Origin of the sequence: Acinetobacter tandoii DSM 14970 = CIP 107469 (assembly GCF_000400735.1) — a bacterium.
In the GTDB taxonomy this organism is placed as follows: domain Bacteria; phylum Pseudomonadota; class Gammaproteobacteria; order Pseudomonadales; family Moraxellaceae; genus Acinetobacter; species Acinetobacter tandoii.
The window spans coordinates 26008-50893 of sequence record NZ_KE007371.1; the positions used below are offsets into that span (position 1 = coordinate 26008).

Consider the following 24886-nt stretch of genomic DNA (forward strand, 5'->3'; position numbering starts at 1 on the left):
ACAAATCTTTTATTTAGAATGCTTGAATGTGTTTTCAAATATGCCTTGATCTTCGGCTGTTGCAAAGGCACGTTTGGGTACAATCACCACAGTACGATTTTTTAATTCGAGCATGTAGGTCAGCTTACCCACTGCAAAATTCTGTACTTCATGATAGTTCACGACTTTTTTACGCCCATTGGCATAAATATCAGCATGTTCCTGATATAAATCGATGCCTTGCTCACTTTTCCCAAATTGATATTTTACAAACTGACGCTTAAACATCATCGGTAAGAACCAATAGCGCAAAACCAGTTGTAGAACTAAGAAAAATACGCCCAGCGCAACGTAATAACGCCCCACCCCTGTAAAACCCAAATAAATACCCCAACCAATAATAGCAATACTAATTAAAGGGGTAATAAAACGTGTGAACAACTTTTTACCAAAGGTGGCTAAAGCAAAGCCATCCTGAGACTCTTCAAGGTTTAAATAATAACGTAAAGATAAGGCAGGCTTGCTGTCTGACATAAATCCATCATCAATCTGAAAACGAGACTACAGCATAGTACACCAAATTTCCGATTTTCTTTATGCTTTTCACCAATACTCAGCGACAACAGATTTTGGAATTTTCACAAAAACGACATGCTTTTACGATATTTTAGGCACAAAAAAACCGCAATAAATGCGGTTTCTTCTTTATACAATAGAACAGATAAATGATCTATGCAATCAAGTTGGTGCGCTCAGAGAGATTCGAACTCCCGACCCCTTAGTTCGTAGCCAAGTGCTCTATCCAGCTGAGCTATGAGCGCGACGTCTTGATGGTTGGGCATTATACGCAGTTATTTTAAAATACCTAGTCTTTTTTCAAAAAATGATTCTGAATGTGTAGTTATTAAGCAAATTATTTTCTTAAACCGACAACTCATTCAAAAAGTTTATTTCTTTTCCCTGATAAAACTTGTAATCGGCTAATGCCAACATGGCATGATCATTCGGACTATCCCCATAGGCATACACAGCATCAAAATCATTTAAACAATACTTCTGTTGTATACGCTTAGCTTTTTCCATATACCCACAATCCCCCTGTTGTAACTCTCCCGTATAACAGCCCTCTTGCACTTCTAACTGATTACAGATCAGATCAATGCTCTGTTGCTGACACCAGTGGCTTAAATACACATCCAAAGAAGAAGAGACCACCACCACTTGATCTCCTTTTTGTTGATGAGCCAGAAGTTGTTGCAATGTATGTTCATTCATTAAATTGGGCAAAATTGTTTGCGAAAATTGCTGACCTTGTTGCTCAAGCATTATGGCAGGATAGTTTTTAAAAGCAGCACGACAAAGTCGGATTCTAATTTGTTGATCGTTGACATAGCCCATGCGAAAACCAATCAGCCATGGTGCTACTTTTATGCCACCCAATAACTGTTTTCGATAGGACAATGAATATTTTAAAAAATGACTAAAACTGTCGGAATGGGTAATGGTGTTATCGAAATCAAAAAGTGCAAGGTTCATATTATTTAATCTACTATTTTTATAAATTTCACGCACAAAAAAACCGCAACATGTGCGGTTAATTGTTCAAGTTGGTGCGCTCAGAGAGATTCGAACTCCCGACCCCTTAGTTCGTAGCCAAGTGCTCTATCCAGCTGAGCTATGAGCGCATTACTTGTGTGCCAATTCAGGCGATACGTTACATACAGTTTACTTATTGGTGCGCTCAGAGAGATTCGAACTCCCGACCCCTTAGTTCGTAGCCAAGTGCTCTATCCAGCTGAGCTATGAGCGCGACATAAGTAAAGTTGGCGGTGAGAGAGGGATTCGAACCCTCGATACAGTTGCCCGTATGCATCCTTAGCAGGGATGTGGTTTCAGCCACTCACCCATCTCACCGTAACGTGCCGCCATAATACAAACTTAACCCTAGTACTGCAAGCACAGCTGCTATTTTTTTTGCATTATTTTGCTCAATTAAATATTTTTTAAACAATTTACTCAGATTTGAGTAGAATTTACCCTACATCAGCAGTTATTACGTCCTGAATTTAACTTGATGAGCACTATTGCTCGTGGAAAAACACATTATTGCAATCATTTACGTGCAGTCTGACGCTGCATGTCTTATGCTAATCCTATCTTCTGACACAAAACCAAATCCATGATGAAAAATTGGGTCGATCCTGAAGCCAAAGCGGAAGCTGAACGCTACGAAAATCCTATTCCGAGCCGTACGCTCATTTTAGAAACCATAGAACAATTAAACTCGCCACAATCACATGCCGATTTAGTGGAACACTTCCAAATTGCCGATCAAAAGAGCATTGATGCGCTAAGCCACCGACTTATTGCGATGGTGCGTGATGGTCAACTGATGAAAGATGGCTTTAAATTTCAACGTATGGCAGATCAACCCAGCCATGAAGCCACGGTTTATATCAACAGTAAAGGCTTTGGTACGGCCAGTATTGCAGGTCATGACGATTTACTCTTACCTGAACGTGAACTCCGTCAGGTGTTTAATGGTGATCGGGTAAAAGTGCAACAAACTTCGGTCGACCGTAAAGGTAAAGCTTGGGGCTTTATTTCTGAAGTTGTACAACGTCGCGTCAAACAAATTATCGGTAAAGTCTCGCAACACGATGGTGAATACTTTATTCAACCTGCAAATCCGAATGCGCATCAGCCGATTACTTTAGAAAAAGAGCTGATTGAACATGCCCAACTCAAACTTGGGGATTCAGTTCGTATCGCGATTGATGACTACCCTACCCGTGAAGAATTCGCAACGGGACATGTGATTCAGTCGATGGCAGACAAAGCAGATACCGAAATCATTATTCCGCAAACCATTTTAGAATTTGGTTTGCCTTACGAATTCCCAGAAGAAGTCCTGAAAGAAGCCGAGAGCTTTAAAGAGCCAAATGCCAAAGACCGTGAAGGTCGCATCGACTTACGTGACCTGCCTTTGGTCACCATTGATGGTGAAGATGCCCGCGACTTTGATGATGCCGTCTATGCCGAAAAACGCTCGGGTGGCGGTTATCGTGTCGTGGTGGCAATTGCCGATGTCAGCCATTATGTGCGTGTTGGCAAACCCTTGGATGACGAAGCACAAGAACGCGGGACCTCTGTGTACTTCCCACACTTTGTATTGCCGATGTTGCCTGAAGCCCTTTCCAATGGACTATGTTCTTTAAATCCACATGTCGACCGTCTATGTATGGTCTGTGATTTAAAACTTTCGCGTGCAGGTCGCGTGACAGGCTTTGAATTCTATCCTTCGGTGATGCATTCCAAAGCCCGCCTGACCTATACCCAAGTAGCACAGTATTTTGATGGGGATAGTGCCGCAGTACCCGAAGACCGTGAAGTCCGTAAATCACTGAACACTCTGTTCCAACTGTATCAAGTACTAAAAGACTTGCGTGCCAAACGTCATGCCATGGAGTTTGAAACCGTTGAAACCTACATGACTTTCGATGATTTGGGCGGTATCAACGAAATTCTGCCACGTACACGTAACGATGCACACAAGCTGATTGAAGAATGTATGTTATTGGCTAACGTGGCTGCGGCTGAGTTTGCTCTCGAGCATGATTTGCCGATGCTATATCGCGTGCATGAGCCACCTGAATTCTCGCGTATTCAAAAAGTCCGTGATTTTGTCAAATTGCTTGGTTTGAAATTCCCAGATCAACCGACCCAAGCTGACTATCAGGCGGTGATTGAAGCAACCAAGGACCGTATTGATGCACCGAGTATTCATGCGGTGTTATTACGTTCTATGATGCAAGCCTATTACGGCGCGAAAAATGCGGGACACTATGGTTTGGCGTATGAAGCCTATACCCATTTCACATCACCGATTCGTCGCTACCCAGATTTATTGCTACACCGTGCCATTAAAGCCAAACTCGCGGATAAACCATTCCCGCTTTCTGGTGCGGCACTGGATGATGCAGGCGAACATTTCTCGCAAACCGAACGTCGTGCCGATGAAGCCTCTCGCTCTGTGACCATGTGGTTAAAATGCCACTACATGCAGCAGCATTTGGGCGATGAGTTTGTCGGTGTGATTTCAGCAGTAGCAGAATTTGGTTTATTCGTGACGCTGAAAGACTTGTATGTCGATGGTATGGTGCATGTCAGCCAATTGGGCGATGACTTCTTTGTCTTTGATCAAGTTAGCCAAAGTCTAGTGGGACAAAACCGTGGGCAAACGTTTGGTTTAGGCGATGAAGTCAAAATTAAAGTGGCTGGCGTGAACTTGGAAGAGCGCAAGATTGATTTTGAACTGATTCAGCAACTGACGCATGCAGGACGTGCCATCCGTAGCCGTGCACCGCGAGTGGCCAAAGCTGGCACTGCACAGGTGAAGGAAGAAACCTTTAATCCTCGCGCGGCAAAAGCACCTGCTGAAGCACGTGAGTCTGGCGATCAACCTGTTACGAAAAAGAAAGCCAAGTCCAAGCCGAGCTCTTATGGCAAAAAAGCCGACAAGAAAACCTCCGCCAAGGCCGAGGTGAAAGCCAAAGACAAAGCCAAGAAAAAGAGCAAAGCCAAAAAGAAAAAAGCCAACGCCAAAGTGCGTAGCGAATAACCTGAGATCGGTGTTAAGCCCCGTGGCTTAACACCTTTTTTTATAAAAAATCATGACCCTTATTCGACGTTTGATCCCTAAACCGATTAGCCAATATCATCCCCTGTTTTACTTTTTATCGACCCGTACCCGACGGGCGCTGCGCTATTGGCAATGGAAAACCGATGGTCAAGATTATGCCCAAGAGAAATGTTCTACACCCTTGCTCTATCGGGTGAAAAAGCATCAATCAGTCTTGATTCGAAAATTAGGGGACAGTGAGCAACACTGGCAACACAACAAAGTCATCAATTTGAAAATTGCCAGCCCCTGTATTTCAGGCATTCTGATCTATCCTCAACAGACCTTTTCTTTCTGCCAACTGGTGGGGCAACCCACAGCCGCCAAAGGCTATGTCGAAGGCATGGAACTGAGTTTTGGTCAGGCACGTGGTGGCATTGGTGGTGGTATTTGTCAGATTGCCAATCTGATCCATTGGCTGGTGCTGCATAGCCCGCTACAGGTGAAACAACGTGCGCAGCATTCCTTTGACCCCTTCCCCGATCAAGGACGGGTTTTACCTTTCGGCAGTGGCGCGGCCATCTTTTACAATTACATCGATTATCAATTTTATAATCCGACCCCACACACCTTTCAAATCCGCTTATGGTTTAGCGACAAATGTCTAGAGGGGGAACTCCGCTGCTCGGTAGATTTGGGTTATGTCTATCATGTGTTTGAACAACAGCATGCTTTTTTAAAAATCGGCTCTGACTATTATCGTCAGAATGAAATCTGGCGGCATCGTAAAGAAAAATATAAAAGTGGCGAAATTCTGGATACCGAATGCATGACCCGTAACTTTGCCAAAGTCCTGTATATCCCTCAGCGAATTGATCAATCCTTTGCTTCTTGGGCAGAATTTACTGCCGAACAACAAACTCCCACAATAAAAACTTGATTTCCCTGCCAACAATCCCTACATCTAGTTTAAGTTTAAAATGAAATGGCGAATGCACATGCACTTAGATCAAGCAACTTTACCTGTTCCTCAGTTTGATCAAATTCAACTTAGCGAATTAAAACAACAAATCGAACAAGCCATTCAACACGGTCAGCAATTTTTAACCGAACTCACAGCCGTCCCTGAACAGCATGCCGCTCAACTTGAAGTGTTAAGCCAAGTCGATGAACTTGAAAATAGCATGAGCGAATCTTGGGGGGTGCTGTCTCATTTAAATGCGGTCATGAACAATGCTGAAACCCGTGAGGTCTATCAGTCTTTGCTCCCTGCACTGAGTGAATATTACACTGCGCTCGGGCAACACACCGTGCTGTACCGAACCTATCAGCAAGTACAAGATTCGACAGAATTTAATCAACTGCCTGCAGCACAGCAAAGTGCCATCAAGCTGGCATTACGAGATTTCAAACTCTCTGGGGTTGCCTTAGAAGGTGAAGCAAAAAAACGCTATGCTGAGATTTCAGCGCGACTGTCACAACTGTCTTCCGATTTCTCTAACCATGTCTTGGATGCCTCACAAGCCTATTTCAAACCTTTGAACGAAGATCAACTAAAAGGCTTACCCGACAGCAGCGTTGAACTGTTAAAACAATATGGTCAGCAACGTGAGCTTGAACAAGCGGTTGCGACGCTAGATATTCCCGCCTATTTGGCAATCATGACCTATGCCGAAGATCGTGCAGTGCGCGAAGAATTATATCGTGCTTATACCACTCGCGCTTCCGATCAGGCAGAACAAGCTGAATTTGATAATACGGCGGTGATGGAAGAAATCTTGAGCCTACGTCAGGAAATGGCACAGTTGCTCGGTTTTAATAACTATGCAGAATTGTCCCTTGCGAGCAAAATGGCACCTGATGTCGACACTGTCGCCAACTTTTTAATCGAGTTGGCTGAACATGCACGTCGCCCTGCTGAGCAGGAAATTGCCGAGCTGAAAGCGATTGCACAACAAGATGGAGTTCAAATCCTAGAACCGTGGGATACAGGTTTTTACTCAGAAAAGCTTAAAGTTCAGCAATTCAATCTATCTCAGGAAGATTTAAAACCCTATTTCCCAGCACCGAAAATCATACAAGGCTTATTCAGCATTGTTGAACGCTTATACGGCATTCAAATTGTGCAGCGTGAAGCTCCAGTTTGGCATCCAGATGCACAATATTTTGAACTGGAAGATCAAGGTAAAGTGGTTGGTGGATTCTATTTCGATCTTTATGCGCGGAGTGGAAAACGCGGTGGCGCATGGATGAGTGGTTTCCGCTCACGCATGCAAACTGCACAGGGTTTACAAAAACCAATCTGCTATATGGTATGTAACTTTACTCCACCCGTTGCAGGACAAGCGGCTTTGCTCACCCATGATGAAGTCACCACGCTATTTCATGAATTTGGGCACGGCTTGCATCACATGCTCACTGAAGTCGATCATATTTCTGTGGCAGGGACACATGGCGTTGCTTGGGATGCGGTAGAATTGCCAAGTCAGTTTATGGAATTCTGGACATGGGACAAAGAAAGTTTAGATTTGCTTAGCGAGCATATTGAAAGCAAAGACGTGCTTCCTGAATCTTTGCTCAAAGCATTACTTGATGCGCGTTTCTTCCAGTCAGGGATGCAAACTCTTCGTCAAATCGAATTTGCCTTATTTGATCTCAACATTCACCGCACCACGCCTGCATTAAATGCAGCAGGCATTCAAACAACGTTAGATCAAATTCGTCAGAACTATGCCGTTGCTCCAACAGCATCTTATAACCGTTTCCAACATAGCTTTAGTCACATTTTCGCGGGAGGTTATGCTGCGGGCTATTATTCTTATAAATGGGCAGAAGTTTTAGCCAGTGATGCCTTTGATCGTTTCGAAAAAGAAGGTATTTTCAATACCCAGACTGGTAAAGAGTTTCGACAGTTTATTCTAGCAGTTGGCGGAAAAGATACAGCACTTGATGCATTTATCAATTTCCGCGGTCGCGAACCAAAAATAGATGCATTATTACGCCATCAGGGTTGGACGAACGCAGATAAAACCGCTTAAACTACGTCATTATTGTTCACAGGGTGTTATTAACTGACATGAAAAGACAGTTTATCGCAGGCGCAAAATGTCCTAAATGCGGAGCTTTAGATCGTGTGGTTAAAATCATCACTGTGGATGACGAGTGGATTGAATGTATAACGTGTGAATATACAGAAAAGCGCCCGACCCATGTCGAGTCTGCTGAACCTGAACATCCAGACGAAATTGGGGTCATTCAATTCAAACCTCGTCAGCCTGAATAACAACAAGGTTCAAGTCATGACGTTAGATCAAAGACAAAATTCAAAACTTTTAATGGGGATTATTGCTGGGCTTGTGGCAATGGTGGCTATTTTTATAGCTTACCAATGGATGTCGAGCCCTCAACCAAAACATGAGATTGATCAGCAAGTTGTACATACTCCTGCAAAACCAGTCGTGAAAGAGGCTGCTCCTGTGGTAGAAAATTCGGCTTCTACGGCGGTTGCAAATACGACGGCTGAAGCACCGATTCAATTGGTCGATGAAGCCATTTTAAAACAAGAGGTGCCGAAAAATGCCAGCTTGGCCAAAGAAGAAATTGCCAAATTGGATGACATTCAGACACAACTGAATGAACAAGAGAAAACATTGAAAGCGCAACATACTGATGCAGATGACCTAATTGCCTTGAAAGAAGAACAGGTGAAATTACTCGAAGCTCAACTCGCCAAGGCTCAATAAAATATTCTGATCAAATTCGGCTAGAATAGATCGATTTATGATTATGCCGAATTTTCGCATGAACCTCTCTCCAACCAATCGCAATTTGGTCAAAGCGCTTGGTTTTCTTGCCCTCTCTGCTTTTTTATTTTCGCTGATGGGAGTCTGTATTCGTTATGCATCTCATAGCGTAGATAATCCCACCATCGTTTTTTTCCGAAATTTTATTGGCTTATTCGTCTTTCTGCCGATCATGTTCAATAAAGGACTGGGATTTTTTAAAACCACCAAAATTTGGATGCACACTTGGCGCGCGGTCGTTGGTCTAATTGCCATGTATGGCTTTTTCTATGCGATTGCTCACTTAAAACTCTCCAATGCGATGGTCTTTACCTATTCCTCGCCCATCTTTATTCCACCGATTGCATGGCTATTTTTAAAAGAAAAAATTACTCGCTCCATGTTATTGGCAGCGGCAATTGGGCTAGGTGGCGTTTTGTTTGTAGCAAAGCCAGATTCAGGGCTATTTAACCAGATTTCCCTAATTGGCTTAATCGCAAGCTTTTTAGCAGCAATGGCATTTGTTACTGTGCGTGCGCTGACCAGCACCGAACCTCCGGAACGAATTGTATTTTACTTCTGCTTCATTGGCACGCTCATTTCGATGCTGCCCATGTTTTGGTTATGGCGACCTTATACACTGTACGAACTTGGTTTTTTAATAACTGCAGGCGTATTAGCCAACATCAGTCAGATTTTTATGTCTAAAGCCTATCAATTGGCACCTGCTGGTCAGATCGGTCCCGTGAACTATATTGCCATTATTTTTGCAGGGGCTTGGGGCTATATTTTCTGGCAGGAAATTCCTGATCATTACAGTTTAATTGGCTTCAGCTTAATCTTAGCTGGCATTCTGTTTTGTAGTCCCCTATTTCAACAACGTAAGAAAACATAAAGCACCCGAAGGTGCTTTATCTGTTATTCGAATCGCTTAATGATACCAACCGAACAATTTAAACAAGTAAGGGATATAAGCAATAATCAGCATGGCAGGGAATAACACCAATAACGGTAAGATCCAACGTTCATATCGATAATAGAACGATTCATACCGTACTTCTGCATCGGCTTCAGCCACTTCTGCATCACCAATCGACTGGCGTGCCAGTAAATGATTGAGTGCCACTGGAGGAGTCACATAACCCAACTCGAAACCAATCAAGGTAATCATCCAGAAATGTACAGGATGGATACCATATTGATAAGCCACAGGAGCAACGGTTGCAGAAATTAAAATAACAGCACCAAACGGATCCATAATCATACCAACGACAATCATCAAAGCTACGATCATGGTAATAACCAAATAAATATTACCAATATCTGTTGGGAACAGGCTCATGACCTCTACCCGCTCAAGGAAACCTCCGACGCTGACTGACAACGCCATAAGGATGACCAACGCCCCAATATGACCAACCGTTTCACTGGTCGAAATATGCATCGCTTTCCAGAAACCCACTTGACGCATCGGGGTTAATTTTTCTGAATGCTGAACCGTATGATTGACCACAAGTTCATCTGCTGCATGTGCAGGATGAATTCCCTCTCGATATTCTGCTGTATTGAGTAAATCTGCGCCAGCCATAACAGGTTGTGTAGACGATGCATAATTCAAATCCAGTGTTTCATCCCAATGCCCTACAGCTTGAATCGGCGCTGGTTCATGGCGTAACTTATCGAATAACACCATAACCAATAGAATGATTGGCATCATGACTGGGGCTGTGAATTCATTCAAATCTGTCGATAACGCATATTTATAAAACAGCCAGATCAGTACAAAAATTAAAATATAAGGCAAGACTGGTGCAATCGCACGCACCGACTTTGGAGCAGCAATATTCAAGGGTGCGATACGAAACTTCTGCTCTGCGAGGAACAAAGACACCACTAAAAACAGCGTTGATGTGAGCAAAAAGGTATAACTACCATATTGATACAACCAGTCTGTGGTGACTTCTTTATTGAGTGATGCGACTACAACAATCAACAAACATGGTCTTAATACCACCCCTAAAGAACCTGACATGGCTGTTGCAGCCAAAGCAAATTGGCGACGTCCACCTGCATTCCAGACTTCTTTATAAATGATTGCTCCTGCGGCAATCACGAAAATTCCCGATGCACCAGTGTAAGCTGTCGGCAATGCTGCTGCGATCAGAATGAGCCAAGTTAAAGTCTCAGGTGCCAGATTCCATGGACGTAAAATATTCAGAAATAAATCCACAATTCGAGTTTGCTTTAACAGCATCCCTGCCCAGATGAAGAGTGCGAGATTCAGGAAGATACTGGAAAACTCGACCAGTTGTCCTAAATAAATCCCTTGCCCCATCGGGTAATCCATGAAGAAAGTAAAGGCAACTCCTGTGATGACCGCCATATAGGCATATAAAGAGACACTCAAAAATGCCATGCTCAAGCGCCCACCCTCTTGAGTCGGCTGGGGTTGTATCACGACTTGGAATAAACTAATGACTGTCAACACACCAAATAAAATGATCCACATCCAATAAATACTGAACATTTCACCTGTCATTGGGACACCCGAGTTTTGCACAGAGTGATACTGACTTAAACTAGAGGCCGCCAGAAAACCATTTGCCAGCAACATAAAAAGACTATAAACCCGAAAATCAATTTTGGTTGTCGGGCTACGTAAGCCAATATGGTGCGTTTTTAAAGTTGCACTGATTGCCGCAAATACCACCATCAATACCAACAAAATGGCGCGATTCTCACTACCAAATTTAAACGCACCAAAGAACGTCGTTTCCACGGTACGGTAGGTTCTTAAGGTTGGATGTGCCTGCATATGTTGCATTGCTTTATCATAAAACTGATATTTTTCTTCACATAAATTTCGTGCCGCAATAATCGAAGCTCTGACATCTGACTCAGATGCTGTACCAAAAATATCAGCAAATTCATCAGCTGCATTGGTTTTCATTTGTGTTTGAACCAAAGCATCCACATTAGGATTTCGGTCACAATCGGGTTTGCTTGGCTCAGCTCTCAAAAAAGAATATTGCATGCCTTTGTCAGGGTCACCATATAGGCTTTCACCCATCCGCAATAATTGTCCATGAATCATTTCACCTGTGCCAATAATCAGTGTCAAAACCAGTAACACCAAAATCACAAAGGCAGAGATCCATTCTATCCAAATATATTTAAACAGGTCTAATCCAGACCGTTTCTGTCCTGCATCATACATATGTGTTCCTATTTTTATTTTACTCATCATCAATGATGACGTAGAGATCCTCTATGAACAGAACATCTCCATATTCTATTCTATCTTTATTTTTCAACTTCACTCTGCATGACTTTCAAATTGAAAAAAATGACTGCTTTTATTTTCTTTCTGCTTAAAATGTCAACGCCTTGGCTGAAGTAACTGTAAATGAAAAGGAAAATAGACGGCAGCTAATAACATGCCCCAGAGTGCACCAAGTAAATGGGCTTCAATCAGAACAGGACTTCCTATCAATTCTGCGGTGCTGGTGTTGCCTATTGTATTTTCCCAAATTAACTTCAGCACAATCAGTCCCAACACGCCCGCAGCAAACTTACGTTCATGTGCATAAGTTAAATGGACAAGTGCTACCGCAACATAAGCACCATGTAATACACCTGAAAGCCCAGCATAAGCTTCAATATCAGGAAAAGCATAATAGAAACTTAAGCTAATACACACTGGAAGCACTAGCAGTAATGCAGCCAATTGCCAAATTCGGACATGAGGAAAAATAAAAGGAAAACACGCAAAGGCAAGCATATTCAGCAAATAATGTATCCATCCGACATGCACCCAATGTGCCGTCCAAAGACGCCAGAATTGCTCTAACAAATCTGGGCGCCAATAGATAAAATAATCTGCAAAAATCTGTAAACAGGCAGATATTGAGGCAACTCCTGCAATAAAAACCACCTTTCGAACAAAATATGGGACATTCATCAGCATCTCCCTCGATCTCTCAGCAAATCCTTTGCTTCATTCAGTTTCACGCCACAGCCTATTCTTTTGCAGTACTTGCAGCATCCTCCGAGGCATTAAATAAATCATCCAGACCCGAGCTAACGTCCTGTTCATCCCAGAATTGCTGCATGCCATCATCGGCTGTACGTTTGCCTGTGTGTTCCGTCCAGTAGCGGTCTGAAATACCTTGCACCATACTCGCCGCCATACTGTCAATCAACTTGAACTGGGGATTAACAGGCTTTTCATCTGAACGCGCTGCAACGAAATGTTTTAAAGCATCACGAATTTTGGCATCATCGCCACTGGCTTGTGCTGCTACCGCATATAGAGCATGAGATAAGCGTACACCTTTTTGCTCACCCATTTGCATGGATTGTTTTAGGGTTTGGTATGGATCTGGTTTACCATCTCCAGCCCCTGGCAGTAAGGTCCAAATGGCCGCACGTGTTGCTTCTGGTGCACCCCAGAACTTTTCATTGTTCAAGCAAACCATCCCGCGCTCTACAATTGCTGCGATATCTTTCGGTACATTCACCGAACCACCTGCATTAATGTCATTGGTCATGGCTTGTACGCCACTGAGCAAACCCAGCAAATACACGGTCTGATCAATGTCACTTTTCATTTTTGGGCAACTCTCACCCAATTCTTGCTTATACTTGGCTTGCCAGCGCTTCTCTAAAAGTTGATAACCTGCATATTGCCGCTGTGCAGCTACAGCCGACCAACGTTTTTGCTCAATACGCGCATCTTGTGCTTCTGTGACCTGTCCAGCTTTAGACGCACGCAAATAACGGAGTTCAGCATCGAGTGCTCTGTTTTCGGCACATGTGCCCGCAGCAGAATAGAGTAAAATTGCAATACGTGTCGGGTCTGCCCCCATATCTTGGGTCGACATAATTACAGGAGTTAATGCATTCCCCGAATTACACACCATATCCGCATCTTCCATGGCTAGAATGGGTGGAACAATATGCTTTTCGCTAAACCCTAAAGCGACATTTGCACCAGATTTCACTACATGCGAACATCCTGTAAGTACAGTTGTTGTAATCATTAAAATCGCCATACCTTGGCCAATTTTCTGGACTTGCGACATCTTCCTGTCCTCTATATTTTTTGTTTGTGTCCTTCGCAGTAAACATAGCAGAAGCCATTTTTGAAGAAAAGAGTATTTACTCTAATTCAAAGGATTACTTTGCCATGAAAAATAAAGAGAAAAATTGACTCTAGCGGCAGGATTATTAAATTTTGGGCAAAAAAAAGTAGCATTGCGACGGTTCAGCACATGCTACCTATTAAATGAACGCCCAATGGGCTTTATGTTTGTGCAAATCGATCCTTCAGCACAGTTCCTAAACGTCCTATAACAATTGCCAAGACAATCGCTACCATTAGAAACGACCACGTTGGAAAAATCATACTGATCTCCTCGTTCGCTGTTTGGTGGTTTTAATGTACAGAGAAAACACAAATGTATCTGCAAAAATTGTCTGACAATTTATACTTTATGCCAATAAATTTATTTTTTGTCTAACAACGTATTAACAACTTAATATTAAATACTTGTTTTTTATATTTTAATTAATTTAATAAAATTATTAACTGTCTAACAATTAGAACATTTTTGCCAACAATTTCAGTTTTTTCCACTCCACAAGCGTTAATTGGTCATACCAGATGACATAACTACAAGATGACTGCTGTTGGAAATAAAGCACAATATAAAAATGATGATCAACCACTCGCGTAAGCCGCATGTGCTTTACAGCTTGATCTATAGACTGAATAGACCATTCATCAGTCGAAAATGCTTGAAAATAATGCAGTGTAGAGCGCTTAAATTGCATCCACCATGAAAATAGCAGAATAATCAAAATAACAACTGCCAACCAAGCAGGCAGTAAAACTGAAACTAAATATTGAATAAGAAGCAACAAACCTATTTGAAACACAATCGCCATGCGACTGCGTTTCAAATAATATGCAGTATTAGCCATGAACGTAATGCTTTAATTTAAGAATAAACGTCTTAATTTCAGCACGCGGCGGTTCGCCGACTTCCATAAACCAATCGAGTAAATCAGGGTCTTCTTGTTCAACTAATTCTGCAAATAACGCTTTTTCTTCAGGAGATGCAGCTAAATAATAATTTCGAACATATGGGTCAAAATACACATCAATTTCCTTTAAACCGCGACGCGCACGATAAATCACTTTGCGTTCTTCAAGCGTCATTTCTTCGCTCATTGTATTTCCCCTAGACCAAACAGAAGTGCCTTAGTTTAACCGAATCATTGGCGAAATTTCGAGACATTTCCCCTGAATGACCAAATCTACCATTTTTTTTATGGAATTGAGCATTGCTCACATTGCCCAAGTCACAACAGATCTTTTAAGTTCAACCTCACAATGATAATTAAAGGACATCATCATGCAATCTGGAGCCATTCGCCCACTACCCCACATGCTACCAAGTCAACTGTTCAATGCGGAACATGAAGCCTTCCGTGACACCGTACGGAAATTTTATACTCAAGAAGTTATCCCCAATACTGAAAAATATGAACAACAACAACATGTTGATCGGGACTTATGGACTAAGGCAGGACATTTAGGCTTACTCTGTGCCACCATGCCCGAAGCGTATGGTGGTTCTGGTGTCGACCGCCTATACAGCATGATCCTGATTGAAGAACAAGCTTATGCGATGGACTCTGCAACAGGGTTTTCACTACATTCGGACATTGTCGCTAATTATATTCTGAACTTTGGAAATGAAGCACAAAAGCAGCATTGGCTCCCTAAAATGGCGACAGGTGAAATGGTCACCGCGATTGCAATGACCGAACCAGGTACAGGCTCTGATTTGCAAGCGATAAAAACTACAGCAGTCCTTGATGGTGATGAATATATAATTAATGGCTCCAAAATTTTTATTACCAATGGCTATTTGTGCGACATGGCAATTGTCGTCTGTAAAACAGGCAACAGTGATAAAGGCTCTGCCAATTTATCACTTATTATTGTTGAAGCTGACCGTGTCGGTTTTAGTAAAGGCAAGCCACTGCATAAAATCGGCATGAAAGGCCAAGACACTTGCGAGTTATTCTTTGATAACGTTCGTGTACCCAAGCAAAATCTTCTTGGCGCCGAGGGAATGGGCTTTATGATGCTGATGAAAGAATTGGCATGGGAACGCATGTTAGTTGCTATTATCTGCCAAGCTGGTGCCGAGGCAGCATTTGCACATACTGTTAAATATACGAAAGAACGTCAGGCATTTGGTAAGAGCATTTCCAGTTTTCAAAATACTCGCTTTAAATTAGCTGAACTCAGAACTGAAATCGATTTCTGTCGTACCTACCTTGATCGCTGTATGCAGTTACAACTCACAGAAAACTTAGGTGTCGATGCCGCAGCAGCGGCAAAATACAAAATTTCAGAGATGTTTTCTAAAGTGGTCGATGAGTGCTTACAACTGCATGGGGGATATGGCTATATGTTGGAATATCCAATTGCACGGGCGTATATCGATAACCGCGCCAATCGCATTTATGCAGGCACCAATGAAATTATGAAAGAGCTCATTTCACGAACTTTATAACATTATAAAAAAAGGAGCTTAATGCTCCTTTTTGATTACTTCATAGCTCAAGAGACCAATTTAGGCTTCCGTTGATCGTGCGGTAATGCTTTCTTAAACTTTAATACAGCATCTTCGAAAGTTGCATTTTTTAACTCCTTACGATCCGCCAAATAGTTATTGGTAACTTTCCATGGTGCGTGCTTTCCTTGTTTTGGCATCACATTCGCTGCGCGGGCAATATAACCAGAAGTTAAACTCCCCATCACCGTATCTTCAAGTAGTTCTGTTTGATCACCCTGTGGGATCACCTCTACATAACCCTTTTGATCCATATAATTGATCAAACGACAAATATAATCAGCCGCAATATCCACCTTTAATGTCCATGAGGCATTAATATAACCAATAATCATCGCCATATTCGGTACATCACTTACCATCACCCCTTGATAGAGCATATGTTTTGAGGTATCGATTGGCTGACCATCCAGCGTTGCCTTGAGACCACCTAAAATTTGAATATCCAAGCCTGTCGCTGAAACAATAATATCTGCGTCAAGATGTTTACCCGACTTTAACAAAACCCCATTTTCAGTAAATCGCTCAATTAAATCTGTCTCTACACTGGCTTGACCAGAACGTAAAATTTTAAACAAATCACCATCAGGCACGACACATAAACGCTGATCCCAAGGATTATAACTTGGGGTAAAGTGCTTCATATCCACTTTACCTTTCAGTTGCAACTCAATCGATTTTAATAGCAATTTACGCAAGAGTTTTGGTTGCTTTTGTGCCAAGGCATAAATACCACGCTGCATCCCGATATTACGTGCACGAGTCAATTTATACGCAAGGTCTTCAGGTAAAATTTTACGCATTTTATTATAAAGAATATCAACCGAAGGAACTGACGCGATATAAGTCGGTGAACGTTGTAGCATCGTCACGTGCCCTGCTCCACCTTTTGCCATAGCCGGGACTAAAGTGATTGCCGTAGCACCGCTCCCAATAATAAGCACCTTTTTTCCACGATAATCTAAATTTTCTGGCCAGTGTTGGGGATGAATAAACTCACCTTTGAACTCAAGCTGATTCGGAAATTTCGGTTGGTAGCCATGTTCATAATTATAATAACCCGTACAACCTAAAATAAAATTGGCCACCCAAGTCTGCTTCTTTTGATGATCATCTTCAATTTCAACCACCCACTTTTGAATACTTGAATCATAATTGGCAGAAATGACGTTGTGTTTAAAATGAATTTTAGAAGCAAGTTGATATTCTTCTACAACTTCTGCTAAATAACCTTTAATTGCAGCCCCATCAGCCAATACGCTCGATTGCTGCCAAGGTTTGAAATTATAACCAAAGGTAGACATATCAGAATCAGAACGGATACCAGGATATTTGAACAGATCCCATGTTCCGCCAATACTCTCACGTCGTTCAATAATTTCATAAGAACGATTTGGATTATTCTTAGATAAATGAGCAGCTAGACCAATCCCTGAAATACCTGCACCAATAATCAATATATCAATTTGTTTTTCCATGTTGTTTTTATAACCTGACTGATAATTCCATTTTATTAAAGCACAAATCTGACAATGATCAATGTCAAGTTAACTAAATTCAGATGAAAATCATGTCATTTCAGGACAAAAGTAAATATTGTCAAACAAAAGACAATAAAAAAGGTCGGTTAAAAACCGACCTTTTTTTAAGAACAACTGAGTTATCCTGCGAAATTAGTTAACTTCGCGATCTACTAGTTCAACGTAAGCCATCGGTGCAGCATCACCTGCACGGAAGCCCGCTTTAAGAACACGTAGATAACCGCCGTTACGTTCTTTGTAACGAGGGCCAAGAACGGTAAATAATTTACCAACAGTTGCTGCTGAACGAGTACGAGCAAACGCCAAACGACGGTTTGCAACAGTATCGTTTTTAGCTAAAGTGATTAAAGGCTCAGCAACGCGGCGTAATTCTTTAGCTTTAGGAACAGTAGTTTTAATTAACTCGTGTTCGAACAAAGAATTAGCCAAGTTTTGGAACATCGCTTTACGATGACTGCTTGTACGGCCTAATTTCACACCACTATTACGATGACGCATGGTGATAGTCCTACTTAATTAACGGCTACGATAGGCGAAACGATCGTCCATACGGAGACTAGCTGGTGGCCAGTTCTCTAAACGCATGCCGAGCTGTAAGCCTTTAGAAGCCAGAACATCTTTGATCTCAGTAAGCGATTTTTTACCAAGGTTAGGAGTTTTAAGTAACTCAACCTCAGTGCGCTGTACAAGATCACCAATGTAGTAAATATTTTCTGCTTTTAAACAATTCGCAGAACGAACAGTAAGCTCTAGATCATCTACTGGACGAAGCAAAATTGGATCAACTTCTTCACGAGGTTCTTGAGCAACAGGAGCTTGATCTTTCTGAAGGTCAACAAAAATTGCAATTTGTTGTTGCAAAATTGTCGCCGCTTTGCGGATTGCTTCTTCAGGATCAACTGTACCGTTTGTCTCAAGATCAATGATCAGTTTATCAAGGTCAGTACGTTGTTCTACACGCGCATTTTCTACGATGTAAGACACACGTTTGATTGGGCTATAAGAAGCATCTAACTGTAAACGACCCACTGGGCGAGTTTCGCCTTCTGGGAAACGTGAATCAGAAGTTTCATAACCACGGCCTTGAGCAACTTTAAGGCGCATTTTTAATGAACCAGTTGCACTTAATGTACCGATCAAGTGTTCAGGGTTAACCACTTCAACATTATGAGGTAAACGAAGGTCAGCAGCAGTAACATCGCCAGGACCTTGTTTCTCTAATGTCAAATAAGCTTCATTTTGATCGAACAGCTTAATAGACAATCCTTTTAGGTTCAGCAAGAGCTCGACGATGTCCTGCTGCAAGCCTTCCAAAGTACTGTACTCGTGCTCAACACCTTCAATTTCAACTTCAACCACAGCTGCGCCAGGTAAAGAAGAAAGAAGGATGCGACGTAAAGCATTACCAAGAGTATGACCAAAGCCACGCTCTAAGGGTTCTAGAATAACTTTTGCCGAGGTCCCGCTAACCGCTTCGACCTTGATCGCTTGCGGAGTTAGAAACTCATTTGCAGTACGCGTCATTATTGCTACCTCAAGGATTATTTAGAATACAATTCTACAATCAAGCTTTCGTTGATTTCAGCAGGTAAATCAGAACGATCTGGTGCAGCTTTAAATGTACCTTCCAACTTAGAATGGTCAATTTCCATCCAAGAAGGAATACCACGTTGAGCAGCTAATTCAACTGCATTTTTAATACGCAATTGTTGCTTAGCGCCTTCGTGAACTGCAATCACGTCACCAGCTTTAACTTGGATAGACGCAATGTTAACACGACGACCATTTAAAGTGATAGAACGGTGAGATACAAGCTGACGAGCTTCTGCACGTGTAGAACCAAAACCCATGCGATAAACAACATTATCTAGACGGCTTTCAAGCAATTTCAACAAGTTTTCACCTGTTGCGCCTTTAACACGAGCAGCTTCTTTATAGTAGTTACTAAATTGACGCTCTAAAACACCGTACATACGACGTACTTTTTGTTTTTCACGTAATTGTAGTGAATACTCAGATTGTTTTGCACGGCTTTGACCATGTTGGCCAGGAGCTTTAGCATGTTTTTTAGTCTTAACGTCAAATGGTTTAACGCCAGATTTTAATTGCAGGTCTGTCCCTTCGCGGCGAGAGAGTTTGCATTTTGGACCAATATAACGAGCCATGAATGTTTCTCCTTACACGCGACGTTTTTTAGGTGGACGGCAACCGTTGTGCGGAATTGGAGTCACATCGGTAATGCTGTTAATTTTATAACCCACTGCACCTAATGCACGAACCGCAGACTCACGACCAGGACCAGGACCTTTTACAAGGACGTCCAAGTTTTTCAAACCGTAATCTAAAGCAGCTTTACCAGCAACTTCAGCAGCTACCTGAGCAGCGAACGGAGTTGATTTACGTGATCCACGGAAGCCTTGTCCACCTGAAGTAGCCCAAGCCAATGCATTACCTTGACGATCAGTGATCGTTACAATGGTGTTATTAAAAGAAGCGTGAATGTGTGCGACACCTTCAGAGACGGTACGAGTGACCTTCTTGCGTGCGCGAGTATCTTTAGCCATCTTTTAGCTTCCAGAAATCTTATTTCTTAATAGGTTTGCGCGGACCTTTACGGGTACGTGCGTTAGTTTTAGTGCGTTGTCCGCGGACAGGCAAGCTGCGACGATGACGAAGACCGCGGTAGCAGCCTAAATCCATTAAACGTTTAATGTTCATGGAAATTTCGCGACGTAAATCACCTTCGGTTGGAACCTTGGTAACTTCTGCACGAATCGCATCAAGCTGAGCATCATCTAATTCACGAATCTTTGTTGTTGGAGCGATACCAACAGCAGCCAAGATGTTCTTAGCAGTGTGGCGACCAATACCAAAGATATAAGTGAGAGAGATAACAGCATGCTTGTTATCCGGAATGTTTACACCGGCAATACGAGCCATTCAATTTTCTCCAAAAAGGCAGTAGAGATAATCAACCGCCCCACAAAAATCTTGAGGGGCGGATAATAACCTAATTAGCCTACTGAAATCAACAGGTCTTGATCAGATTAACCTTGACGCTGCTTATGACGAGGTTCTGCGCTGCAAATTACGCGAATAACCCCATTACGACGGATAACTTTACAGCTACCACAAATTTTCTTTACAGAAGCTTGTACTTTCATGATGAAACCTCTAAGTGCGCTTATCCCTTCGGATGAGCAGTCGTTTTTCTCATTAACGTTTGATTATCGTATTGATGAGATGTGAGGTGTGCTTGCAGTTGCGCCATGAAATCCATAACAACAACAACAACAATTAGCAAAGATGTACCACCCAGATAGAATGGAATACCAAAAGAACTTTGCAAAATCATCGGCATTAAACACACGATCGCAATATAAATCGCACCAATAAACGTCAAACGATTGAGAATATGATCTAAATAACGAGCAGTTTGCTCACCTGGGCGAATACCAGGCACATAAGCTCCGCTGCGTTTTAAGTTTTCTGATACTTCTTTAGGACTAAATACTAGCGCCGTATAAAAATAACAGAAAAAGATAATTAACGCACCAAAGAGCACCAAATACAACGGCTGTCCAGGCGACAATAAAAGAGCCAAATCTTGAAGACTGCGTTTGATTATACCTGCACTCGGATCTGAGCTACCTACCCACTGTCCTAAACTCGCTGGAAACAAAAGCAAAGAACTGGCAAAGATTGCTGGGATTACACCTGCCATATTAATTTTTAATGGCAAATGCGTTTGTTGTGCAGTAAAGACACGACGACCTTGTTGTTTTTGAGCATAATTTACTGGAATACGACGCTGCGCTTTCTCAATAAACACAATTGCTGATAATACACCGAGAGACAATAAGCCAAAAATAACCAAGCCAATCAGACTGGTTTGCCCATTATCTACGGATGAAATAGATTGCATAATCAAATTAGGCAATCCAGCAACAATACCCGCGAAAATGATCATGGAAATACCATTGCCCACTCCGCGTTCGGTAATTTGTTCACCCAACCACATTAAGAACATAGTACCTGCAACCAGTGAGGTTACAGCAGGAACATAGAAGGCTAAACCAGCTGAAAGGGTAATCCCTTGACTGATCAAACCTGCACACATCCCAGTTGCCTGTACCAAAGCTAAAAGCAACGTACCTTGACGTGTATATTGGTTAATCTTACGCTTCCCTTGCTCTCCCTCTTTTTTCAAAGCTTCGAGTGATGGAATCACAGTCGACATTAACTGCACAATAATTGATGCAGAAATATACGGCATAATCCCCAAGGCAAGAATTGACATTCTTTCTAAGGCACCACCTGAAAACATATTAAACAAACCAAGGATTGTGCCCTGGTTTGCATTAAAAAGGTTTTCAAGTGCAGCATTATTAATGCCCGGTACTGGAATATGCGCTCCTAGTCGAAAAACCAACAATGCACCGAAGAGAAATGTCATTCGGCGAATAATTTCACGATATTTCACGTAAAATGGTTGCCCTTTCATCATGTGAACATGACCTGAAGAACTAGGAGACATAGACACTCGCGATTACTCCTCGACTTTGCCGCCAGCAGCTTCAACAGCAGCTTTAGCGCCTTTAGTCAATGCAACACCTTGTACAGTGAATGCACGAGTAATTTCACCAGAAAGTACGATACGAGCACGAAGCATATCTTTACGTACAACATTCGCCGCTTTTAAAGTTTCAAGTGAAACAATATCACCTTCAACTTTAGCAAGCTCTGATAAACGTACTTCAGCAGTTTTTAAAGCGATTTGGCTAGTGAAACCGAATTTAGGTAAACGACGATATAACGCAGTTTGACCGCCTTCAAAGCCTGGACGAGTACCACCACTTTTACGTGAGTTTTGACCTTTGATACCACGACCACCAGTCTTACCTACGCCAGAGCCAATACCACGGCCTAGACGAAGATTATCACGCTTCGCACCTTCCGCAGGTGCAAGTTCATTTAAACGCAGAGTCATGGCTTATTCCTCTACACTAACCATATAGTAGACTTTGTTGATCATACCGCGGTTAGAAGGCGTATCTTGCACTTCTACAGTATGACCAATACGACGCAGACCTAAACCTTGTAAACAAAGCTTGTGATTTTTCAAGCGATGAGAAGAAGATTTAGTCTGGGTAACTTTAATCGTTTTCATGATTGATTACCCTTGAATTTGTTCTACAGAAAGACCACGTTTAGCAGCTACTTTCTCTGGAGAAGTCATATCACGCAAACCTTTGAAAGTTGCATTTACAACGTTCGCAGCATTTGTAGAACCGTAACATTTAGCAAGTACGTTATGTACGCCTGCAGCTTCAAGAACGGCACGCATAGCGCCACCAGCGATTACGCCAGTACCTTCAGAAGCAGGTTGCATGTACACACGGCTCGCACCATGACGTGCATTCACAGGGTGTTGTAAAGTAGTACCAGCAAGGTCTACAGTAATCATGTTACGACGTGCAGCTTCAAGTGCTTTAGAAATAGCAGCTGGAACTTCACGCGCTTTACCACGACCAAAACCTACACGACCGTTACCATCACCCACAACAGTTAATGCTGTGAAAGAGAAGATACGACCACCCTTAACAACTTTGGCTACACGATCAACGGCAACCAGCTTTTCAACAAGACCTTCGTTTTGTTCAACTTTAGCCATGATTAGAACTCCAAGCCGTTTTCACGAGCAGCATCAGCCAAGGCTTTGATACGACCATGATATTTAAAACCAGAACGGTCAAACGCAACTTTAGTAATACCAGCTGCTTTAGCACGTTCTGCGATTAAAGCACCTACTTTAGTCGCTGCTTCAATATTACCAGTTGCACCAGCACGTAAAGTAGCATCTAAAGTTGAAGCTTGCGCTAAAACTTTGCCACCATCTGCTGAGATAACTTGAGCATAGATGTGACGCGGAGTGCGGTTTACACACAAACGAGTCGCACCCAATGCACGAATGTGCAAGCGTGTGCTTTTCGCACGACGCAAACGGGATTGTTTCTTTTCGTTCATAAGAACCTCGCGCCTTATTTCTTCTTAGCTTCTTTACGAAGTACAACTTCGTCAGAATAACGAACACCTTTACCTTTATAAGGCTCTGGCGGACGGTAACCACGGATATCTGCAGCAACTTGACCTAAACGTGCTTTATCAGCAGATTTAAGGATAATTTCAGTAGCTGTAGGAGTTTCAGCAGTTACACCTTCAGGAAGCGTATAGTCGATCGGGTGAGAGAAACCAAGGTTAAGGTTAACAACGTTACCTTTAACCGCAGCTTTATAACCAACACCGATAAGTTGTAACTTACGTTCGAAGCCTTCGCTAACACCTTTTACAAGGTTGTTAAGAACAGCGCGAGCAGTACCAGCTTGCATCCAAGCGTCTTTCGACTCAGCTTTTGGAGCAACAGCTACAATACCGTCTTCCTGTTTAAGCTCGACCAGCGCATGCAGGTTGAAAGACAATGTACCTTTACTGCCTTTCACTTCGACCTGCCGGCCGTTCTGAGTAACTGTAACACCATTAGGTACAGTTACTGGGGCTTTAGCCACACGAGACATGAGGAATCACCTATTAAGAAACAAAAGCAATAACTTCACCACCAACGCCTGCAGCACGTGCAGCGCGATCAGTCATGATGCCTTTGCTTGTAGAAACAATTGCAATACCTAAACCTTGCTTAACGCTCGGAAGTGCATCTTTACCGCGATATTGGCGAAGACCTGGACGGCTTACGCGCTTCACAGTTTCGATAACTGGCTTGCCTTCGAAATATTTTAAAGTGATGGTCAAAGTAGCTTTGCCTTCAACTTCAGCAACTTCTACGTTTGAAACATAACCTTCTTGTTGAAGTACGTTAGCAATTGCAACCTTCAACTTAGAATTAGGCATAGAAACTGCTTGTTTCTTAGCCATTTGTGCGTTACGAACACGAGTTAACATGTCGGCAACGGTATCTTGCATACTCATTTATAGTCGCTCCTTACCAGCTTGCCTTAACAACGCCCGGTACATCACCTTGCATTACTGTGTCACGTAATTTGTTACGGCTTAAACCGAACTTACGGAAGTAACCATGAGGACGACCAGTTAAACCACAACGGTTACGAAGACGCACTGGAGACGCATTACGTGGTAATGCTTGTAACTTCATCATCGCTTCGAAACGCTCTTCGTCGCTTGCATTTACATTTGCAATCGTAGCTTTTAATTCAGCACGTTTTGCAGCAAATTTAGCAACTGTCTTTTCGCGTTTCAATTCGCGATTAATCATACCTTTCTTAGCCATATCGACCT

The 24886-nt window shown here is 42.4% G+C and carries 29 protein-coding genes and 4 tRNA genes; 7 read left to right on the forward strand and 26 right to left on the reverse strand.

The features are described from left to right. Positions 1 to 9: 9 nt before the first annotated feature. The 6 genes from I593_RS15750 to I593_RS15775 form a co-directional block, all read right to left on the reverse strand. Positions 10 to 513 (reverse strand): YcxB family protein, encoded by a 504-nt coding sequence (locus I593_RS15750; protein WP_016168569.1) that lies wholly within the window; start codon positions 511 to 513, stop codon positions 10 to 12. A gap of 210 nt (positions 514 to 723) precedes the next feature. Next, a tRNA-Arg gene (locus I593_RS15755) sits at positions 724 to 800 on the reverse strand. Positions 801 to 900: 100 nt separating this feature from the next. Next, positions 901 to 1515: an HAD-IB family hydrolase gene (locus I593_RS15760; RefSeq protein WP_016168570.1), complete on the reverse strand. Its 615-nt coding sequence runs from the start codon at positions 1513 to 1515 to the stop codon at positions 901 to 903. A 72-nt stretch (positions 1516 to 1587) separates the two neighbouring features. After that, positions 1588 to 1664: transfer RNA gene (locus I593_RS15765), tRNA-Arg, on the reverse strand. Positions 1665 to 1712: 48 nt separating this feature from the next. After that, positions 1713 to 1789 (reverse strand) — tRNA-Arg (locus tag I593_RS15770). Positions 1790 to 1803: 14 nt separating this feature from the next. Further along, positions 1804 to 1893: transfer RNA gene (locus I593_RS15775), tRNA-Ser, on the reverse strand. Positions 1894 to 2158: 265 nt separating this feature from the next. On the opposite strand from I593_RS15775, the gene rnr reads away from it, so the two are divergent. From rnr to I593_RS15805, 6 genes are read left to right on the forward strand one after another with little or no spacing between them, the layout of a single operon-like run. After that, positions 2159 to 4600, forward strand: coding sequence for a ribonuclease R (rnr, locus tag I593_RS15780; protein ID WP_016168571.1), 2442 nt, complete (start codon positions 2159 to 2161; stop codon positions 4598 to 4600). A 52-nt stretch (positions 4601 to 4652) separates the two neighbouring features. Continuing rightward, positions 4653 to 5540 (forward strand): VanW family protein, encoded by an 888-nt coding sequence (locus I593_RS15785; RefSeq protein ID WP_016168572.1) that lies wholly within the window; start codon positions 4653 to 4655, stop codon positions 5538 to 5540. A gap of 58 nt (positions 5541 to 5598) precedes the next feature. Then, positions 5599 to 7638 (forward strand): M3 family metallopeptidase, encoded by a 2040-nt coding sequence (locus tag I593_RS15790; RefSeq protein ID WP_016168573.1) that lies wholly within the window; start codon positions 5599 to 5601, stop codon positions 7636 to 7638. A gap of 38 nt (positions 7639 to 7676) precedes the next feature. Then, the gene (locus tag I593_RS15795) at positions 7677 to 7883 is read left to right on the forward strand and encodes a YheV family putative metal-binding protein (RefSeq protein ID WP_016168574.1); all 207 of its coding nucleotides are present in this window, start codon (positions 7677 to 7679) and stop codon (positions 7881 to 7883) included. A gap of 16 nt (positions 7884 to 7899) precedes the next feature. Beyond that, positions 7900 to 8343: a hypothetical protein gene (locus I593_RS15800; protein WP_016168575.1), complete on the forward strand. Its 444-nt coding sequence runs from the start codon at positions 7900 to 7902 to the stop codon at positions 8341 to 8343. 58 nt (positions 8344 to 8401) lie between these two features. Next, positions 8402 to 9277: a DMT family transporter gene (locus I593_RS15805; protein ID WP_026441158.1), complete on the forward strand. Its 876-nt coding sequence runs from the start codon at positions 8402 to 8404 to the stop codon at positions 9275 to 9277. Positions 9278 to 9313: 36 nt separating this feature from the next. Here the strand turns inward: I593_RS15805 and I593_RS15810 are convergent, their stop codons facing one another. The 5 genes from I593_RS15810 to I593_RS15830 all read right to left on the reverse strand — a co-directional run bounded on the left by I593_RS15810 (position 9314) and on the right by I593_RS15830 (position 14617). Then, entirely contained in the window at positions 9314 to 11599 is a 2286-nt protein-coding gene (locus I593_RS15810; RefSeq protein WP_016168577.1) for a TRAP transporter large permease subunit, read from the reverse strand. 162 nt (positions 11600 to 11761) lie between these two features. Further along, positions 11762 to 12343: a rhombosortase gene (rrtA, locus tag I593_RS15815; RefSeq protein WP_016168578.1), complete on the reverse strand. Its 582-nt coding sequence runs from the start codon at positions 12341 to 12343 to the stop codon at positions 11762 to 11764. 58 nt (positions 12344 to 12401) lie between these two features. Continuing rightward, positions 12402 to 13466 (reverse strand): hypothetical protein, encoded by a 1065-nt coding sequence (locus tag I593_RS15820; protein WP_016168579.1) that lies wholly within the window; start codon positions 13464 to 13466, stop codon positions 12402 to 12404. Positions 13467 to 13983: 517 nt separating this feature from the next. Further along, positions 13984 to 14367, reverse strand: coding sequence for a hypothetical protein (locus I593_RS15825; protein ID WP_016168581.1), 384 nt, complete (start codon positions 14365 to 14367; stop codon positions 13984 to 13986). Then, a complete protein-coding gene (locus I593_RS15830) occupies positions 14360 to 14617 on the reverse strand; it encodes an FAD assembly factor SdhE (protein ID WP_016168582.1) in 258 nt (85 codons plus the stop codon). The genes I593_RS15825 and I593_RS15830 overlap by 8 nt, the downstream gene beginning before the upstream one ends. Positions 14618 to 14801: 184 nt before the next feature. Between I593_RS15830 and I593_RS15835 the strand changes: the two genes are divergently transcribed. After that, a complete protein-coding gene (locus tag I593_RS15835; protein WP_016168583.1) occupies positions 14802 to 15974 on the forward strand; it encodes an acyl-CoA dehydrogenase family protein in 1173 nt (390 codons plus the stop codon). A 47-nt stretch (positions 15975 to 16021) separates the two neighbouring features. Here I593_RS15835 and I593_RS15840 read toward each other — a convergent pair whose 3' ends face one another. The 15 genes from I593_RS15840 to rpsN form a co-directional block, all read right to left on the reverse strand. Beyond that, positions 16022 to 17512, reverse strand: coding sequence for a flavin-containing monooxygenase (locus tag I593_RS15840; RefSeq protein WP_016168584.1), 1491 nt, complete (start codon positions 17510 to 17512; stop codon positions 16022 to 16024). A 195-nt stretch (positions 17513 to 17707) separates the two neighbouring features. Continuing rightward, the gene (gene rplQ, locus I593_RS15845; protein ID WP_016168585.1) at positions 17708 to 18073 is read right to left on the reverse strand and encodes a 50S ribosomal protein L17; all 366 of its coding nucleotides are present in this window, start codon (positions 18071 to 18073) and stop codon (positions 17708 to 17710) included. 18 nt (positions 18074 to 18091) lie between these two features. Beyond that, positions 18092 to 19099, reverse strand: coding sequence for a DNA-directed RNA polymerase subunit alpha (locus tag I593_RS15850; RefSeq protein ID WP_016168586.1), 1008 nt, complete (start codon positions 19097 to 19099; stop codon positions 18092 to 18094). 17 nt (positions 19100 to 19116) lie between these two features. After that, on the reverse strand, positions 19117 to 19740 hold the full coding sequence (gene rpsD, locus I593_RS15855; RefSeq protein ID WP_016168587.1) for a 30S ribosomal protein S4: 624 nt from the start codon (positions 19738 to 19740) through the stop codon (positions 19117 to 19119). A gap of 12 nt (positions 19741 to 19752) precedes the next feature. Beyond that, positions 19753 to 20139, reverse strand: coding sequence for a 30S ribosomal protein S11 (gene rpsK, locus I593_RS15860; RefSeq protein WP_004281491.1), 387 nt, complete (start codon positions 20137 to 20139; stop codon positions 19753 to 19755). Positions 20140 to 20158: 19 nt separating this feature from the next. After that, a complete protein-coding gene (rpsM, locus tag I593_RS15865) occupies positions 20159 to 20515 on the reverse strand; it encodes a 30S ribosomal protein S13 (protein ID WP_016168588.1) in 357 nt (118 codons plus the stop codon). A gap of 107 nt (positions 20516 to 20622) precedes the next feature. Next, a complete protein-coding gene (gene rpmJ / locus I593_RS15870; protein ID WP_000867907.1) occupies positions 20623 to 20739 on the reverse strand; it encodes a 50S ribosomal protein L36 in 117 nt (38 codons plus the stop codon). Positions 20740 to 20759: 20 nt separating this feature from the next. Then, complete coding sequence (gene secY / locus I593_RS15875) at positions 20760 to 22079, reverse strand: preprotein translocase subunit SecY (RefSeq protein WP_171069615.1); 1320 nt, start codon at positions 22077 to 22079, stop codon at positions 20760 to 20762. 45 nt (positions 22080 to 22124) lie between these two features. Further along, a complete protein-coding gene (rplO, locus tag I593_RS15880) occupies positions 22125 to 22565 on the reverse strand; it encodes a 50S ribosomal protein L15 (RefSeq protein WP_016168590.1) in 441 nt (146 codons plus the stop codon). Positions 22566 to 22568: 3 nt separating this feature from the next. After that, on the reverse strand, positions 22569 to 22745 hold the full coding sequence (gene rpmD, locus I593_RS15885; protein WP_000849088.1) for a 50S ribosomal protein L30: 177 nt from the start codon (positions 22743 to 22745) through the stop codon (positions 22569 to 22571). 6 nt (positions 22746 to 22751) lie between these two features. Next, complete coding sequence (gene rpsE, locus I593_RS15890) at positions 22752 to 23249, reverse strand: 30S ribosomal protein S5 (protein ID WP_004657688.1); 498 nt, start codon at positions 23247 to 23249, stop codon at positions 22752 to 22754. 2 nt (positions 23250 to 23251) lie between these two features. Next, entirely contained in the window at positions 23252 to 23602 is a 351-nt protein-coding gene (gene rplR, locus I593_RS15895) for a 50S ribosomal protein L18 (RefSeq protein WP_016168591.1), read from the reverse strand. 14 nt (positions 23603 to 23616) lie between these two features. After that, positions 23617 to 24150, reverse strand: coding sequence for a 50S ribosomal protein L6 (gene rplF / locus I593_RS15900; RefSeq protein WP_016168592.1), 534 nt, complete (start codon positions 24148 to 24150; stop codon positions 23617 to 23619). 13 nt (positions 24151 to 24163) lie between these two features. Further along, positions 24164 to 24559: a 30S ribosomal protein S8 gene (rpsH, locus tag I593_RS15905; RefSeq protein WP_016168593.1), complete on the reverse strand. Its 396-nt coding sequence runs from the start codon at positions 24557 to 24559 to the stop codon at positions 24164 to 24166. Positions 24560 to 24572: 13 nt separating this feature from the next. Next, complete coding sequence (rpsN, locus tag I593_RS15910; protein WP_004754234.1) at positions 24573 to 24878, reverse strand: 30S ribosomal protein S14; 306 nt, start codon at positions 24876 to 24878, stop codon at positions 24573 to 24575. Positions 24879 to 24886: the final 8 nt, after the last annotated feature.